This window comes from Pseudomonas sp. LFM046 (genome assembly GCF_000949385.2).
Classification (GTDB): Bacteria; Pseudomonadota; Gammaproteobacteria; order Pseudomonadales; family Pseudomonadaceae; genus Metapseudomonas.
In genome coordinates, this window is sequence record NZ_JYKO02000001.1 from 4,935,564 (window position 1) to 4,951,238 (window position 15,675).

The window sequence follows — 15,675 nt, forward strand, 5'->3', positions numbered from 1 at the left end:
TTCGATTCAGCGGGCGACTATCAATGGGTGGCCCCGTACCGGGTGGCGCTGCACCAGCACGTCCAGACCGAACACGGCCTTGAGGGGCTCGGCCTGGAGTACACGTTCCGGCGTTCCCAGCACATGGGGACGGCCGCCGGCCAGCAGCAACAGGCGGTCGCAGTAGCGCGCGGCCAGGTTCAGGTCATGGAGGATCACCAGCACGGCAACGCCACGCTCGGCAAAGGTCCGCACGGCCTGCAGGGTGGTGTGTTGGTGCAGGGGGTCGAGCATGGACGTGGGCTCATCCAGCAGCAGCACCTGCCCGGAATCCCCAGGCCAGAGCTGCGCCAGCACCCGCGCAAGGTGCACACGTTGGCGCTCGCCCCCCGAAAGCGCCAGGTAACTACGCCCGGCGAGGTGGCTGGCATCGGCCGCGCCCAGTGCTTCAGCCACGACTTCGGCGTCTCGTTCGCGCCCCGTGTCATGGGGCATGCGGCCCATGGCCACGACCTCTTCGACCCGAAACGCGAAGTTCAGGGTCGAGCTTTGCGGCAACACGGCCAGGCGACGTGCGCGCAGGGGGCCGCTCCAATCGTCCAGGGCACGTCCATCCAGGCTGACCTCTCCTGAAGCAGCCGCCACTTCACCGCACAGCGCGCCAAGCAGGGTGCTCTTGCCCGCGCCATTGGGCCCCAGCACCCCGAGTACTTCACCCGGCTGCAATGCCAGGTCGACACCGGCCAGCACCTGCTTGCCGCCCCGGACCACGTCCAGTTGTTCCACACGCAACATCAGGGACGGCCTCGCACCAGCAGATAAAGGAAGAAAGGCGCACCGATCAGCGCCGTGACAATGCCGATGGGCAGTTCAGCCGGCGCCAGCACCAGGCGCGCCACCAGGTCCGCCAGCAGCATCAGGCTGGCCCCGGCCAGGGCCGAGGCCGGCAACAGAATGCGGTGATCCGGACCGGCCACCAGGCGCACGAGGTGCGGCACCACCAGGCCGATGAAGCCAATCAAGCCCGCCGCCGCCACTGCCGCCCCCACACCGAGGGCGGTACAGAACACCAGCTCACGCTTCAGCCGCTCCACATCAAACCCCAGGTGCCGCGCCTCGGATTCCCCCAGCAGGAGGGCGTTCAGGGCCTTGGCCCGACGCGGCAGCCAGAAGATCACCACAACGGTGACGATCAGCAACGGCCAGAGGCGCGCGTAGCTGGCGCCGTTGAGGCTGCCCATGTTCCAGAAGGTCAGGCTGCGCAGGGTGGCGTCGTCGGCCAGATAGGTGAACAGGCCGATCACCGCACCGGCCAAGGCGGTCAGGGCGATTCCGGCGAGCAACATGGTGGCCACGCTGGTCTGGCCGTCCCGACGCCCGAGGCGATAGACCAGCAGGGTCACGCCAAGTCCGCCACCAAAGGCGCAGACGGATAACAGATAAGGCGCGAACGCTTCCGGCAGACCGCCCATTGCAGCGCCGCCGACAATGGCCAGGGCACCGCCCAATGCGGCACCACTGGACACCCCGACCAAGCCAGGATCGGCCAGCGGGTTGCGGAACAGCCCCTGCATCGCCACACCGCAAAGCGCCAGCACAGCGCCCACGGCCAGCCCCAGCAGGGTGCGGGGCAGACGTATCTGGCCGAGGATCAGCTCGGCCTGCTCCAGCCCTTCGCCGGAGAACGGCAGGCCGGCCAGCCGCAATGCCGCACGCAGGGTCTCCCCCAGGGGCAGGCTGACCGGCCCCAGCGCCAGGGACATCCACAGCGCTAAAAGCAGGAGGACGCCCAGCGAGATGAACAGCGGACGGGAACGAAGTGAAGCGATCATGGCTGGCTCGGGCTCTTCGCGGTCGGTGCCGGTGCCGGTGCCGAAGGATAGAAGCCGGCGGACAGCGCGGCTATGCCATCAGGCACGCGCGGCCCCAGCCCGCCCACCAGCAGGGTCGGGTCAAGGCTGAGCAGGCGACCCTCACGCGCCGCGCGGGTGGCGGCCAGGGCGGGGCTCTGCTGGAGCAATGCGTCGCGGGCGGCCTCGCCTTCCAGGCGGCGATCGGCGATCACCACCACATCCGGATCCAGGGCGGCCAGGGCTTCACTGGAGATGGCCTTATAGCCTTGGTGATCAGTCAGGTTCTGCCCTCCTGCACGCTGGATCAGCCAGGCTGCTGCGGTGTCCTTGCCCGCCGCCTGCGGACCGCTGCCGGCATGGCCAAGGAGGAAGAGTACCCGCGGGGACTTCTGGGTCCGCTGGACCTGGCTGACCCATTCGGCCTGGTGTTCGAGACGCTGGCGGTAGTCAGCAAGCGCCTGGTCGGCACGCGCTTCATTACCCAGCAGGGCGCCGATCAGCTTGAGATTCCTTTCCAGGGTTGCGAGGTCAGCCGTGGAGGCCAGACGCTCGATGCGAACGCCTGCCGCGCTGATCTGAGCCAGCACCGGCGGCGGCCCCATCTCCTCGGTGCCGACCAGAATATCCGGGCGCAACGACAGAATGCCCTCTGCCGCCAGCTGCCGCTGGTAGCCGACGCTCGACAGCGCTTTCAATGCCTCGGGGTGCTGGCTGGTGGTATCCACGCCCACCAGTTTGTCCTGTCCGCCCAAGGCCACGACCCACTCACTGACCGAGCCACCCGCGCTGACCCAGCGCTGGGGAAGCGCCTCGGCCATGGCGGCCTGATGGGAAAACAGCATGCCCACGCAAAGGCTGGCGACACCGACAAATAGACGCATCAAGTACAACTCCATCGCTGACTGCGGGAAACGCCTACGCCCTGCGGTCACAGGGCGTAGGCCGGGGCCGGGGCACGCACGCCCCGTGGCGACTCGAACTCAGATCGCCGGGGCGTGCTCCGCCAGTGCTCGCCAGTCTTCCCGCTCAGGAATACCGGGTTTGCGGGCGCCGAACAATTGCACCACCAATTGGCCTTGCGCGTCGAAAGCTTCCCAGCTGGTGATCACACCGTCGGTACTGGGCTTGCGCACGCGCCAGAGCTCGGTCACGCCAGCGGTCTGCAGGTGCAGGTTGAACTCCGGATCAAGCACGTTGAACCAAGTGTCCAGCCACTTGAGGCTGCTGACCGTGCCGCTGTGAATCTGGATGCAGTGCTGGTTGCCGACGAACACCATGATCGGCACCTGGCGCTCGCCGGCCTCTTCCATCAGGCGCGGCAGCTCGGCGATGTCCAGCCGCTCCGCCCATTGGCTGCCCGCCAGGCGCAGGGCCTGGGTCCGCTCGGCGCCGTGTTTCTTCAGCAGGGCAAAGAAATGGTGGGTGTCCTTGAGGGCAGCCCAGCCTTCCCGCAGTGCGGTGACATCGATCTCCGCGTCAGGCTTGGCCTGGGCGGACTCGGACTGAGGCACCAGACCGAGTTCGGCCGTCTGCTCTTCGGCGCGGAAGCGCTCCACCAGCGGCTCCCAGGCTGCGAGATCGCTGTCGCCGGTGAGAAAGACCTTGTGCGCCGCAGTGCCCTGCTTGTCGAAGATCTGGATGCTGCGCTGAGTCCCGCGCGGGGTTTCCTCTGCCACCGCGAACACGCTGGACCAGCCCGTCAGGAACAGGCGCAGGTCGATGTCAGCCGACACCACCAGGCCCATCTGGCCGTTGGCCGCCACCGAAACCTCACGGTAGTAACCCTTGCGCTCGTGGACGCAATGCTCGTTACGGGTCAGCGCCATGATGTAACCCAGCTCGCCCAGGGCCGGCAGCAGAGCGGACCACTCAGGGCGCAGGCGCACCGCGTCGACGCCCAGGCGGCTGGCGGTCAGCTCGGCCTCGCTGACGTCCAGGCACTGGGCCGCATCGCGGGCACGCAGGCGCGGCTGCTCGGAACGCAGCGTCTGCCAGGCCTGATAGAGAGGAGATACCTGGCTGGGCATCGGGGATTGCAGGCTCATCTGAAGCTCCTTGTGATTCAGCGACTCGCCGAGAGGGCGAACTCAATGGGAATGTGCACGCGGCTGGGCACCGGCTGGCCGTCCTGGGTTTCAGGTCGGAAACGCCATCCGGCAACCGCGTCCAGGGCCGATCGATCCAGGCTTTCCACACCGGACGAGCGAAGCAACCTCGCCTCCAGCAAGCGCCCCTGGGCATCAAGGCGAACCTCCACCAGGACCTGCCCCTGCTGATTGCGACGCCTCGCCTGGGCCGGATAGACCGGCGACCTGGGGGGCGTGAGGAAGGCCGGCTCGCGGCTGAACACCTCAGTGACCACCGGCTTGGCCGGGGCTGGCCGCGCACTGGCGACCGAGCGACGCTCCACCTCGTCGGATGACGTGGCTGCTGCCACGGGCTGCGGCTTGGTCGGCGAGCTGGGCCGAGGTTTTGCCGGCTCGGTACGTGCAATGGCAATGGCCTGCTCCACCTTCGGCTCGCTGCTCGAGGCGGGCCTTGCTGCCTCCGGCCTCGGCTTGCTCGCCCCCAAAGGCCTTGGTGCCGGCCGTGGCGCCTGGGTCGGCTGCGCCATCGCCGGCACCTGAACGGGCTCGGGGTTTACCAGTTGGATCACGATCGGCATTGGTGTTTCCAGGGCCGCGCCTGCCTCTGCCCGCATGTCATGCAGGAACCACCCCACGCCAGCATGCACTGCCAGGGAAAGGCCGAAATAGAGGGGGAAACGTGGCATCGTGGCTCGTCATCTTCAAATGCAAATTCATTTGATAATTATTTGCATTTGACTGTCAATGTCATTATGTTCCAACCCCGATATCAACCTGCGATCACCAGCAACACCGACGAACGAGCCTTCAATAACCGCGAACATCGCGGAACCTAGCCCCTTCATAGCCGGCAGCGAACCGGCGCCTCCAATCGGTTTCTGGTACGCCTCTGCAATCGGGAGTGTCCCCCATGGCGCTGCGTCCGCCCTTTGCCCGTAGATCCGGGCTTGCCTTGCTGCTGCTCTGCCCATCCCTTGCCCTGGCCGCCGAGAAGGCCGCCACCCAGTTCGACACCATGACGGTGACCGCCACCCGCAGCGAGCAGCGCCTCGACGAGGTACCGAGCACGGTCTCGGTCCAGACCGAACGCGATATCGACCAGAAGAACGTGAACAACATCCGCGATCTGGTGCGCTACGAGCCGGGCGTTTCGGTGAGCGGCACGGGCAGCCGCTTCGGCCTTTCCGGCTTCACCATCCGTGGCATCGGCGGCAATCGGGTCCTGACCCAGGTGGACGGCGTCTCCGTGCCGGACGCATTCAACTTCGGTCCATTCCTCAACGCCCAGCGCAATTACATCGACCCGGACATCGTCAAGCAGGTGGAGATCATCCGGGGCCCGGCGTCCTCCCTTTATGGCAGCGACGCGATTGGCGGCGCGGTCAGCTTCCTGACCAAGGATGCCGCCGACTACCTGGACGAAGGCGATGACGCCTACGCCCGCCTGAAGACCGGCTACAGCAGCGCCGACAACAGCTGGTTGCGCAGCGCTACCTTCGCCGGCCGCCAGGGCTCACTGGATGGCGTCCTCCACCTCGGCCGACGCAGCGGCGAAGAAGTCGAAACCTTTGGCGGTGCCGGAGGTGCGGGCAAGGGCCGCGAAGAAGCCAACCCGCAGGACTTCACCACCGACAACCTGTTGGCCAAGGTCGGCTGGAACTATGCCGGCAATGATCGCCTGCAACTCAGTTACGAGCGCTTCGAGAACAATGTGGACACCCGCGTGCTCAGCGACGCCTCGGTCCTCACCTCCACCGCCCTGGGCGGCGGCATGTTCAGCAACGCCCTGACCGCCGCCAGCAACGCCAAGGACAGCACCGACCGCGAACGCATCAGCCTGGAGCATCAGCTGGAACTGAACGCGGCCTTCGCCGACCAGCTCAAATGGCAGCTCAGCCACCAGGACAGCGAGATTCGCCAGCAGACCTTCAACAACCGCTTCAGCTGGGTGGCATTCAACACCAACCCGGTGCCGCCTGCCTCGGCCTTCGAGCGCCTGCGCACCCGGGATTCGGTCTACGAAGAGAAGCTCTGGGCCTTCAACAGCCAGCTGGACAAGCACTTCGCCCTCGGTAGCACCCAGCATCACGTGATCTATGGTGTCGATCTCAAGCGCCTGGAAAGCAGCGACCTGCGCAAGGGCAATGAATTCCGCGTCAGCACCGGCCAACCTCTGCCACCCGCATTCGGCGCGGAAACCTTCCCGTTGAGCGATTTCCCCGACCCGGTCACCCACGAATACGCCCTGTTCGCCCAGGACAGCATCGAAATCGGCCGCTGGACCCTCCTACCGGGCCTGCGTTACGACTACTACGAGCTCAAGCCTCACGTAACCCCGGAATACCTGAACAGCAATCCTGTCGACCGCAATCCGTCCGACTTCGACGACCATGCCCTGTCGCCCAAGCTCGGCGTCACCTATCGGCTGGATGACGCCCACAGCCTCTACGGCCAGTACGCCGCCGGCTTCAAGGCGCCGGAGCCTGTGGATATCTTCGGTGAATTCGTCAACACCGCGATGGGCTACCAGAACATCGCCAACCCGCGCCTGAAGCCGGAAACCAGTGACAGCTACGAGATCGGCCTGCGCGGCAAGTACGACACCGGCAGCTTCGGCGTGGCGCTGTTCTACAACCGTTACGAAGACTTCATCGACCAGGTGACCATTCCCGATCCGACGGGTAACAACCTGCTCACCTTCCAGTCGCAGAACCTGAACAAGGTGACCATTCGCGGTGCCGAAGCACGGGGAGAGCTCTTTCTCGACAGCTTTGGGCTACCCGTCGGTACCCGCCTGCTGGGCACCATCGCCTATGCCCGCGGCAAGAATGAGGAAACCGGTGAGCCGATCAACAGCATCGATCCGCTCAATGCGGTCATCGGTCTGGGCTACGCCGAGCCGAGCGGCAAGTTCGGCGGCGACCTGGCCTGGACCCTGGTCCAGGCCAAGGACCGCATCGACCAGACGAACAACGCCAGCCTGCGCATCAACGAGCAGTTCGCCACACCCGGCTACGGCACCCTGGACCTGAATACCTGGTGGCAGGTCACCGAGGCCCTCTCGGTAAATGCCGGACTGTTCAACCTGACCGACAAGCAGTACTGGCAGTGGGGCGACGTCCAGGGCCTGGACGCCGACAGCCGCAGCCTGGGCCGCTTCACCCAGCCGGGCCGCAATGTTTCAGTCAACCTGGTCTGGGAGATCTGAGAACCTGTTCAGCACAGGGATGTGCCCCTTGGGCAAGCCACGGCGGCGCGCGATAATGCGCGCCTGCCGTGGAGATACCGATGATCCTGCTCTGTCGCCCCGACGACCTGGCCGAAGGCCAAAGCCGGGGCTTTACCGTTGATGACCTGAAAATCCTGCTGGTGCGCCGGCAAGGGCGGGTCCATGCCTACGTGAACAGTTGCCCGCACCGGGGCATTCCGCTGGATTGGGTGCCGAACCAGTTTCTCGACCACAGCGGCAGCCTGATCCAGTGCGCCACCCACGGCGCACTGTTCCTGATCGAGTCGGGGGAATGCGTGACCGGGCCCTGTGTCGGCGAGGCCCTGGACCCGGTGGCCATCCGCGAAGACGCCCACGGCATCTGGCTGGACGACGACGCCTGAGGCTCAGAGCCTCACGTCGAGGCGGCGACTGACGCGGATTTCCTCGTGGGTCAGCTCCACCCCGTAGGCCAGCACTTCCACACCGGCGGAAACCGCCTCACGCAGTACCGCCGAATAGGCCGGGTCGATTTCGTCCGCTGTCCGCACCGCTTCGATCCCCGAGAGATTGACGCAGTAGAGCTGCACGGCCCGAACACCAGCACGGGCCAGGGCGGCCAGTTCGCGCAGGTGCTTGCTACCGCGTTGGGTGACCGCATCGGGGAAAGCCGCCACGGACGTGCCATCGAAGCCCAGGGTGACGCTCTTCACCTCGACGAAGGCCGGACCATCGGCGAAGTCCAGACGGAAGTCGGCGCGGCTGTTCTCCAGTCCGTAGGCGACTTCCCGTTTCAACGCGCTGAATCCCTCCAGCTCGGTGATCACCCCCGCCTTGAGCGCCTCTTCTACCAGCGCATTGGCCCGAGCCGTATTGACACAGGCAAGGCGACCCTGGGGCGTCTCGGTGATTTCCCAGGTGCCGGGCAGTTTGCGCTTGGGGTCGCTGGAGCGACTGAACCAGACCCGGCAGCCCTCGCTCATGCAATTGAGCATGGAGCCGGTGTTGGGACAGTGGATAGTCAGTTGCTCGCCACTGACCGTCTCGATATCCGCGAGGAAGCGCTTGTAGCGCTTCAGCAGCCTGCCCTCCTCCAGGGCCAGGGCGAATCTCACCGGTCTGCCCAGGTCTTCAGGCCACGGGCCAGGCGCTGCACCGCCTCTTCCAGGCGCGGCAGGCTCTGGGTATAGGCGAAGCGCACATGCTGGCCGGCCAGATGACGCCCGAAGTCCAGGCCCGGCGTGAAGGCCAGGTGCTCGGTCTCGATGAAATGGCGGCAGAAGGCGTAGGCATCGCCCCCGAAGGCGGAAATGTCTGCATAAAGATAGAAGGCGCCTTCCGGCTCCACGGCGATCCGGAAGCCCAGATCGCGCAAGGCCGGCAGCAGGTAGTCCCGGCGCCGGGCGAATTCTTCGCGGCGCTGCTCGAGGATTTCCAGGGTCTGAGGCTGGAAGCAGGCCAGGGCCGCGTGCTGGGCCATCGATGGCGCGCTGATGTAGAGGTTCTGCGCCAGCTTTTCCAGCTCCGGCACGGCGTCCAGCGGCGCCACCAGCCACCCCAGGCGCCAGCCGGTCATGCCGAAGTACTTGGAGAAGCTGTTCAGGACGAACGCATCGTCATCCACTTCCAGCACGCTGCTGGCGTCCATGCCGTACGTGAGGCCGTGGTAGATCTCGTCAACCACCAGATGACCGCCACGCTCCTTGAGGGTTCGGGACAGCTCCGCCAGTTCGTCGGCATGCAGCACGGTGCCGGTCGGGTTGGCCGGCGAGGCCACCAGCGCACCCACGCTGTCGGAATCCCAGTACCGTTCGACCAATTGCGGGGTCAACTGATAGCGGGTCTCGGGGCCCACCGGAACCAGTTGGGCCGCACCTTCCACCAGGCGCAGGAAGTGGCGGTTGCAGGGATAGCCGGGGTCGGCAAGGAGCCAGTGCCGGCCCGGATCCACCAGCAGGCTGCTGGCCAGGAGCAGCGCACCCGAACCGCCGGGGGTGATGAGAATGCGATCTGGGTCTATGTTCAACCGATAGCGTGATGCGTAGAAGCTGGCGATCGCCTCACGCAGTTGCGGCACACCGCGAGCGGCGGTGTAACGGGTATGCCCGGCGGCCAGGGCTGCCTGCCCGGCCTGGACGATCGGCTCGGCAGTGGTGAAGTCCGGCTCGCCGATCTCCAGGTGGATGACATCGTGACCCGCCGCCTGGAGTTCATTGGCTCGGGCCAGCAGGGCCATGACGTGAAAGGGTTCGATGGCGCGGCTGCGCGCACTGTAGGACTGGGCCATTGGCCTTCCTTTATTAAGGCAAAGAGAGGATTCTACCCAATGGTTCCTGGACGCTGCAGCATGCGTGACGTCGGGGAGTGGCGTACCCGGATTTGATCTGGTAAGTTCGCCCGCTTGCAGCCGCAGGGCCGGCACCACCGGCGATGGACCATAATCCTGCGCAATGGATTAGAGAAAGTGAGAGGCGGCCATCCATGCCCACCAACGCAAAACAACAGAGCAGCCAGTTGATTCGTGGCTTCGTGCCCTACCAAGAGACCAAGGGCGAGGAGTACATGAGCGATCGCATGCGCGCTCACTTCACCAACATCCTCAACAAGTGGAAGCTGGAGTTGATGGAAGAGGTGGACCGTACCGTGCACCACATGCAGGACGAAGCCGCCAACTTCCCCGATCCGGCCGACCGCGCCAGCCAGGAAGAAGAATTCAGCCTGGAACTGCGTGCCCGCGACCGCGAGCGCAAGCTGATCAAGAAGATCGACGAGACCCTCCAACTGATCGAAGACAACGATTATGGCTGGTGTGACTCCTGCGGCGTCGAGATCGGCATTCGCCGTCTGGAAGCCCGCCCCACCGCCACCCTCTGCATCGACTGCAAGACCCTGGCGGAAATCAAGGAAAAACAGCTCGGCTCCTGATGCCGAAACGGGGCGCCAACGGCGCCCCGTCGCTTTACAGGGCCCCGCCCCAATGACGTCCCCTGCCTATATCGGGCGTTTCGCCCCTACACCCAGCGGTTATCTGCACTTCGGTTCGCTGGTCGCTGCCCTCGCTTCCTACCTCGATGCTCGCGCTCACGGCGGCCGCTGGCTGCTGCGCATGGAAGACCTGGACCCGCCACGGGAAGTCCCAGGCGCCCAGGCGGCGATTCTCCAGACGCTGGAAATCTACGGCTTCGAGTGGGATGGCGAAATGGAACGCCAGAGCGAGCGCCATGACGCGTACGCCAAGGTGATCGATCGCCTCTACGAAATGGGCATCGCCTACGCCTGCACCTGCTCGCGCAAGCAGCTGGAAAACCACCACGGCGTCTACCCCGGCATCTGTCGCAATGCCCAGCACCCGCAGCACGACGCGGCCATCCGCATCCGCGTACCGGAGCTGGAATACCACTTCGTCGACCGCGTACAGGGTGAGTTCCGCCAACACCTGGGCCGCGAGGTGGGCGACTTCGTCATCCGCCGCCGCGACGGCCTGTATGCCTATCAATTGGCCGTGATTCTGGACGACGCCTGGCAGGGCGTGACCGATATCGTCCGCGGCGCCGACCTGCTGGACTCGACCCCGCGCCAGCTCTACCTGCAAGAACTGCTGGGGCTGAGCCAGCCACGCTATCTGCATGTCCCGCTGATCATCCAGCCGGACGGCCACAAGCTGGGCAAGTCCTACCGCTCGCCGCCGCTACCCGCCGACAGCGCTGGTCCCTTGTTGACTCGAGCCCTGCGCGCCCTTGGCCAGGAGCCGCCAGAAGAACTGTCCCATTGCCGCCCTCACGAGGTGCTGGAATGGGGCATCACCCACTGGATCGCCGGGCGTATCCCGCGCTGCCGTACACTGGCTGAAGCGCAGCTGCGCTAGCCACTCGCGGCGCTCCGGGGCATTCGCTACCATCGCCGCAGACACGACGAGAATTGTGGCATGTACATCTATCGACTGGTCCTGCTCCTGGTGGTGGGAATCTACCTGTTCTCCCCCGCCATCATGGATTGGTGGATCGACCCCAACGGCGCCTGGTACAGACCCTACCTGCTGTGGCTGATCCTGATCGTGGTGACCTTCATTCTGCAGAGTCAACGCGATGCTGATGAGCTTTAGCCTCACGCAGCTGATCCTGATCAGCGCTGCCTACCTCCTGGCCTTGTTTGGCGTGGCCTGGCTCAGTGACCGAGGCTTCGTCCCGCGCTGGATCATCCGCCACCCGCTGACCTACACCCTGTCGCTGGGCGTCTATGCCAGCGCGTGGGCCTTCTACGGCACCGTGGGACTGGCTTACCAGTACGGTTACGGCTTCCTCGCCAGCTACCTGGGCGTATCCGGCGCCTTCCTGCTGGCGCCGGTGCTGCTCTATCCGATTCTGCGGATCACGCGCACCTATCAGCTGTCGTCGCTGGCCGACCTGTTCGCCTTCCGCTTCCGCAGCACCTGGGCCGGGGCCCTGACCACGGTGATCATGATCATCGGCGTGCTGCCCCTGCTGGCTTTGCAGATCCAGGCGGTGGCCGACTCCATCGGCATCCTCACCCGCGAGCCGGTGCACAACCGTGTAGCGGCGAGCTTCTGCGCCCTGATCACGCTCTTCACCATCCTCTTCGGCGCCCGCCACATCGCCACCCGGGAAAAACACGCCGGATTGGTATTCGCCATCGCCTTCGAGTCGGTGGTGAAGCTGGTCGCCCTTGGGGGTATCGGCCTCTACGCGCTCTACGGCGTGTTCGGCGGCCCACGCGAGCTGGAACTCTGGCTGCTGCAGAACCAGGCGGCACTCTCCACCCTGCACACGCCGTTGCAGGAAGGCCCGTGGCGCACCCTGCTGCTGGTGTTCTTCGCCTCGGCGATCGTCATGCCGCACATGTACCACATGACGTTCACCGAGAACCTCAACCCCCGCGCCATGGTCAGCGCCAGCTGGGGTCTTCCGCTGTTCCTGCTGCTGATGAGCCTGGCCATTCCGCTGATCCTCTGGGCCGGCCTCAAGCTGGGCGCCACCACCAATCCGGAATACTTCACCCTGGGCCTGGGCCTTGCGGTGGATAACCCAGCGCTGGCACTGCTCGCCTATGTCGGGGGACTGTCCGCCGCCAGCGGCCTGATCATCGTGCTGACCCTCGCCCTCTCGGGCATGGCGCTCAACCACCTGGTGCTGCCGCTCTACCAGCCGCCGGCCGAAGGCAACATCTACCGCTGGCTGAAGTGGACCCGCCGCGCCCTGATCGCCTTCATCATCATGGCGGGCTACGGCTTCTACTTGCTGCTGGGAGCAGAACAGGACCTGTCGAACCTCGGCATCGTCGCCTTCGTCGCCACCCTGCAGTTCCTTCCCGGCGCGCTCTCGGTGCTGTACTGGCCCACCGCCAACCGCCGTGGCTTCATCGCTGGCCTGCTGGCGGGCTTCGGCGTCTGGCTGTTCAGCATGCTGCTGCCCCTGGTCGGCAACCTGCAGGGCATCTACCTGCCGCTGTTCAACGCCATCTATGTCCTCGACGACACCAGCTGGCACATCGCAGCCATCGCCTCCCTGGCGGCCAACGTGCTGATCTTCACCCTGGTGTCGCTTTTCACCGAGGCCAGCCCTGAAGAACGCAGCGCCGCCGAAGCCTGCACCGTGGACAACGTGCGCCGGCCGCAGCGCCGCGAACTGATGGCCAGCTCGCCCCAGGAATTCGCCACCCAACTGGCCAAGCCCCTGGGCGCCAAGACCGCACAGAAGGAAGTGGAACAGGCCCTGCGCGACCTCCACTTGCCGTTCGACGAGCGCCGCCCCTACGCCCTGCGTCGCCTGCGCGACCGGATCGAAGCCAACCTCTCCGGCCTGATGGGCCCGAGCGTGGCCCAGGACATGGTGGAGACCTTCCTGCCCTACAAATCCGGCAGCGAGGGTTACGTCACCGAAGACATCCACTTCATCGAAAGCCGGCTGGAGGACTACCACTCGCGCCTCACCGGCCTCGCCGCGGAACTGGATGCCCTGCGTCGTTACCACCGCCAGACCCTGCAGGAATTGCCCATGGGCGTCTGCTCCCTGGCCAAGGATCAGGAAATCCTCATGTGGAACCGCGCCATGGAAGAACTCACCGAGATTCCGGCGCAGCGGGTGGTGGGCTCGCGCCTGTCCACCATCGCCGATCCCTGGAAGGGCCTGCTGGAAGGCTTCATCAACGTTCCGGACGAACACCTGCACAAGCAGCGCCTGACCCTGGACGGTCAGGTCCGCGCGCTGAACCTGCACAAGGCAGCCATCGAGGAACCCCTGGCGCCGGGCAGCAGCGGCCTGGTGCTACTGGTAGAGGACGTCACCGATACCCAACTGCTGGAAGACAAGCTGGTGCATTCCGAGCGCCTCGCCTCCATCGGCCGACTGGCCGCCGGCGTCGCTCACGAGATCGGCAACCCCATCACCGGCATCGCCTGCCTGGCGCAGAACCTGCGCGAAGAGCGTGAGGGTGACTCCGAGCTGAAGGAGATCAGCAGCCAGATCCTCGAACAGACCAAGCGTGTTACCCGCATCGTCCAGTCGCTGATGAGCTTCGCCCATGCCGGCGGCCGCCAGCAGGCCAGCGAACCGGTTTGCCTCGCCGAAGTGGCGCAGGACGCCATCGGCCTGCTATCGCTGAACAAGCGCAGCATCGAGGTGAACTTCTTCAACCTCTGCGACCCGCACCACATCGTGGAAGGCGACCCCCAGCGACTCGCCCAGGTCCTGATCAATCTGCTGTCCAACGCCCGCGACGCCTCTCCGGTGGGCAGCGCCATCCGCGTGCGTAGCGAAGCGTCGGAGCACACCGTCGACCTTATTGTCGAAGACGAAGGCAGCGGAATTCCGAAGGCGATCATGGACCGTCTGTTCGAACCCTTCTTCACCACCAAGGACCCAGGGAAAGGGACCGGCCTTGGCCTTGCACTGGTCTATTCGATCGTGGAAGAGCATTATGGACAGATAACCATAGAAAGCCCGGCCGACTCCGAGAGCCAGCGCGGCACCCGAATCAGGGTGACGCTGCCTCGTTTTGTCGAAGCAACATCCGCCGTGAGCTGAGACGTCTAGAGAGCTGAATTAATGCCACATATTCTGATCGTCGAAGACGAAACCATTATCCGCTCCGCCCTGCGCCGCCTGCTGGAACGTAACCAGTATCAGGTCAGCGAGGCGGGCTCCGTGCAGGAAGCCCAGGAGCGATACAGCATTCCCGGTTTCGACCTGATCATCAGCGACCTCCGCCTACCCGGTGCCCCTGGTACCGAACTGATCAAGCTGGCCCAGGGCACTCCAGTGCTGATCATGACCAGCTACGCCAGCCTGCGCTCGGCAGTGGATTCGATGAAGATGGGTGCGGTGGACTACATCGCCAAGCCCTTCGACCATGACGAAATGCTCCAGGCCGTCGCACGCATCCTCAAGGAGCGCCAGGAGGCGAAATCGGCTCCAAGCGAGCGTCCCGCTGCCGGTCGTGGCGGTGACAAGGCAGCCGCCAGCAATGTCGATGGCGAAATCGGCATCATTGGCTCCTGCACCCCGATGCTCGAGCTCTACAGCAAGATCCGCAAAGTCTCCCCCACCGATTCCACCGTGCTGATCCAGGGTGAATCCGGCACCGGCAAGGAGTTGGTGGCGCGTGCCCTGCACAACCTGTCCCGCCGCGCCAAGGCGCCGCTGATCTCGGTGAACTGCGCGGCCATTCCGGAAACCCTGATCGAGTCCGAACTGTTCGGCCACGAAAAGGGCGCCTTCACCGGCGCCACCGCAGGCCGCGCCGGCCTGGTGGAAGCGGCCGACGGCGGCACCCTGTTCCTCGACGAGATCGGTGAGCTGCCCCTGGAAGCCCAGGCGCGTCTGCTGCGGGTCCTGCAGGAAGGCGAGATCCGCCGGGTAGGCTCGGTGCAGTCGCAGAAGGTGGATGTGCGCCTGATCGCTGCGACCCACCGCGACCTCAAGACCCTGGCCAAGACCGGCCAGTTCCGCGAAGACCTCTATTACCGCCTGCACGTCATTTCCCTGAAACTGCCCGCCCTGCGCGAGCGTGGTAACGACGTGCTGGAAATTGCCCGCGCCTTCCTGGCGCGCCAGTGCACGCAAATGGGGCGCGACAGCCTGCGCTTCGCCAGCGACGCCGAGCAAGCCATCCGCCACTACAGCTGGCCAGGTAACGTGCGCGAACTGGAGAACGCCATCGAGCGCGCGGTAATCCTCTGCGAGAACCCGGACATCTCGGCGGACCTCCTGGGCATCGACATCGAACTGGACGACCTGGACGAAGAGGACTTCAACGAATCCGCGCCCCAGGCACAGATCCAGGCAAACAACACCGCCCACGAGCCCACCGAAGACCTGTCCCTGGAAGATTACTTCCAGCACTTCGTGCTGGAGCATCAGGACCACATGACCGAGACCGAGCTGGCCCGCAAGCTGGGCATCAGCCGCAAATGCCTGTGGGAACGCCGCCAGCGTCTGGGTATCCCGCGCCGCAAATCGGGCGCAGCCGCCGGGCCTTGAGCCCGCGACGAAGGTGACAACCCGGGAACGCTTCAAGTTCCCCGCGCTGTTAC

At 65.2% G+C, this 15,675-nt stretch carries 14 protein-coding genes; 7 read left to right on the top strand and 7 right to left on the bottom strand.

Annotated features, from left to right (window positions below):
* Window positions 1–6: 6 nt before the first annotated feature.
* The 5 genes from TQ98_RS22780 to TQ98_RS22800 all read right to left on the bottom strand — a co-directional run bounded on the left by TQ98_RS22780 (window position 7) and on the right by TQ98_RS22800 (window position 4,497).
* Window positions 7–774 carry a heme ABC transporter ATP-binding protein gene (locus TQ98_RS22780; RefSeq protein ID WP_103103056.1) on the bottom strand — a complete coding sequence of 256 codons (768 nt, stop codon included), beginning with the start codon at window positions 772–774 and terminating at the stop codon, window positions 7–9.
* Window positions 774–1,811 (bottom strand): iron chelate uptake ABC transporter family permease subunit, encoded by a 1,038-nt coding sequence (locus TQ98_RS22785; protein WP_044874103.1) that lies wholly within the window; start codon window positions 1,809–1,811, stop codon window positions 774–776. The genes TQ98_RS22780 and TQ98_RS22785 overlap by 1 nt, the downstream gene beginning before the upstream one ends.
* Window positions 1,808–2,722: an ABC transporter substrate-binding protein gene (locus TQ98_RS22790; RefSeq protein ID WP_242443218.1), complete on the bottom strand. Its 915-nt coding sequence runs from the start codon at window positions 2,720–2,722 to the stop codon at window positions 1,808–1,810. The genes TQ98_RS22785 and TQ98_RS22790 overlap by 4 nt, the downstream gene beginning before the upstream one ends.
* Before the next feature lie 90 nt (window positions 2,723–2,812).
* Window positions 2,813–3,877: a hemin-degrading factor gene (locus tag TQ98_RS22795; protein ID WP_044874101.1), complete on the bottom strand. Its 1,065-nt coding sequence runs from the start codon at window positions 3,875–3,877 to the stop codon at window positions 2,813–2,815.
* 17 nt (window positions 3,878–3,894) lie between these two features.
* Window positions 3,895–4,497 (bottom strand): energy transducer TonB, encoded by a 603-nt coding sequence (locus TQ98_RS22800; RefSeq protein WP_158249370.1) that lies wholly within the window; start codon window positions 4,495–4,497, stop codon window positions 3,895–3,897.
* A gap of 332 nt (window positions 4,498–4,829) precedes the next feature.
* Here TQ98_RS22800 and TQ98_RS22805 point away from each other — a divergent pair, with 332 nt between their 5' ends.
* Both TQ98_RS22805 and TQ98_RS22810 read left to right on the top strand, forming a co-directional pair.
* A complete protein-coding gene (locus TQ98_RS22805) occupies window positions 4,830–7,127 on the top strand; it encodes a TonB-dependent hemoglobin/transferrin/lactoferrin family receptor (protein WP_044874100.1) in 2,298 nt (765 codons plus the stop codon).
* Window positions 7,128–7,207: 80 nt separating this feature from the next.
* On the top strand, window positions 7,208–7,531 hold the full coding sequence (locus tag TQ98_RS22810; RefSeq protein ID WP_044874099.1) for a Rieske (2Fe-2S) protein: 324 nt from the start codon (window positions 7,208–7,210) through the stop codon (window positions 7,529–7,531).
* Window positions 7,532–7,534: 3 nt separating this feature from the next.
* Here the strand turns inward: TQ98_RS22810 and sfsA are convergent, their stop codons facing one another.
* Both sfsA and TQ98_RS22820 read right to left on the bottom strand, forming a co-directional pair.
* A complete protein-coding gene (gene sfsA / locus TQ98_RS22815) occupies window positions 7,535–8,242 on the bottom strand; it encodes a DNA/RNA nuclease SfsA (protein ID WP_044874098.1) in 708 nt (235 codons plus the stop codon).
* Entirely contained in the window at window positions 8,239–9,414 is a 1,176-nt protein-coding gene (locus TQ98_RS22820) for a pyridoxal phosphate-dependent aminotransferase (RefSeq protein ID WP_044874097.1), read from the bottom strand. The genes sfsA and TQ98_RS22820 overlap by 4 nt, the downstream gene beginning before the upstream one ends.
* A gap of 194 nt (window positions 9,415–9,608) precedes the next feature.
* Here TQ98_RS22820 and dksA point away from each other — a divergent pair, with 194 nt between their 5' ends.
* From dksA to TQ98_RS22845, 5 genes are read left to right on the top strand one after another with little or no spacing between them, the layout of a single operon-like run.
* Window positions 9,609–10,052: an RNA polymerase-binding protein DksA gene (gene dksA, locus TQ98_RS22825; protein ID WP_044874096.1), complete on the top strand. Its 444-nt coding sequence runs from the start codon at window positions 9,609–9,611 to the stop codon at window positions 10,050–10,052.
* A gap of 52 nt (window positions 10,053–10,104) precedes the next feature.
* Window positions 10,105–10,992 (top strand): tRNA glutamyl-Q(34) synthetase GluQRS, encoded by an 888-nt coding sequence (gluQRS, locus tag TQ98_RS22830; RefSeq protein ID WP_044874095.1) that lies wholly within the window; start codon window positions 10,105–10,107, stop codon window positions 10,990–10,992.
* Between the two features lie 60 nt (window positions 10,993–11,052).
* Window positions 11,053–11,229 (top strand): hypothetical protein, encoded by a 177-nt coding sequence (locus TQ98_RS22835; RefSeq protein WP_003095129.1) that lies wholly within the window; start codon window positions 11,053–11,055, stop codon window positions 11,227–11,229.
* Entirely contained in the window at window positions 11,213–14,167 is a 2,955-nt protein-coding gene (locus TQ98_RS22840) for a sensor histidine kinase (RefSeq protein ID WP_177410192.1), read from the top strand. The genes TQ98_RS22835 and TQ98_RS22840 overlap by 17 nt, the downstream gene beginning before the upstream one ends.
* A gap of 21 nt (window positions 14,168–14,188) precedes the next feature.
* On the top strand, window positions 14,189–15,622 hold the full coding sequence (locus tag TQ98_RS22845; protein ID WP_044874094.1) for a sigma-54 dependent transcriptional regulator: 1,434 nt from the start codon (window positions 14,189–14,191) through the stop codon (window positions 15,620–15,622).
* Window positions 15,623–15,675 lie beyond the last annotated feature (53 nt).

What these genes read in the sequence shown, in the direction of transcription:
- TQ98_RS22780 (WP_103103056.1), bottom strand. Translation starts at nt 774, where the DNA reads ATGTTGCGTGTGGAACAACTGGACGTGGTCCGGGGCGGCAAGCAGGTG.
- TQ98_RS22785 (WP_044874103.1), bottom strand. Translation starts at nt 1,811, where the DNA reads ATGATCGCTTCACTTCGTTCCCGTCCGCTGTTCATCTCGCTGGGCGTC.
- TQ98_RS22795 (WP_044874101.1), bottom strand. Translation starts at nt 3,877, where the DNA reads ATGAGCCTGCAATCCCCGATGCCCAGCCAGGTATCTCCTCTCTATCAG.
- TQ98_RS22800 (WP_158249370.1), bottom strand. Translation starts at nt 4,497, where the DNA reads ATGCCGATCGTGATCCAACTGGTAAACCCCGAGCCCGTTCAGGTGCCG.
- TQ98_RS22805 (WP_044874100.1), top strand. Translation starts at nt 4,830, where the DNA reads ATGGCGCTGCGTCCGCCCTTTGCCCGTAGATCCGGGCTTGCCTTGCTG.
- TQ98_RS22810 (WP_044874099.1), top strand. Translation starts at nt 7,208, where the DNA reads ATGATCCTGCTCTGTCGCCCCGACGACCTGGCCGAAGGCCAAAGCCGG.
- TQ98_RS22820 (WP_044874097.1), bottom strand. Translation starts at nt 9,414, where the DNA reads ATGGCCCAGTCCTACAGTGCGCGCAGCCGCGCCATCGAACCCTTTCAC.
- dksA (WP_044874096.1), top strand. Translation starts at nt 9,609, where the DNA reads ATGCCCACCAACGCAAAACAACAGAGCAGCCAGTTGATTCGTGGCTTC.
- gluQRS (WP_044874095.1), top strand. Translation starts at nt 10,105, where the DNA reads ATGACGTCCCCTGCCTATATCGGGCGTTTCGCCCCTACACCCAGCGGT.
- TQ98_RS22835 (WP_003095129.1), top strand. Translation starts at nt 11,053, where the DNA reads ATGTACATCTATCGACTGGTCCTGCTCCTGGTGGTGGGAATCTACCTG.
- TQ98_RS22840 (WP_177410192.1), top strand. Translation starts at nt 11,213, where the DNA reads ATGCTGATGAGCTTTAGCCTCACGCAGCTGATCCTGATCAGCGCTGCC.
- TQ98_RS22845 (WP_044874094.1), top strand. Translation starts at nt 14,189, where the DNA reads ATGCCACATATTCTGATCGTCGAAGACGAAACCATTATCCGCTCCGCC.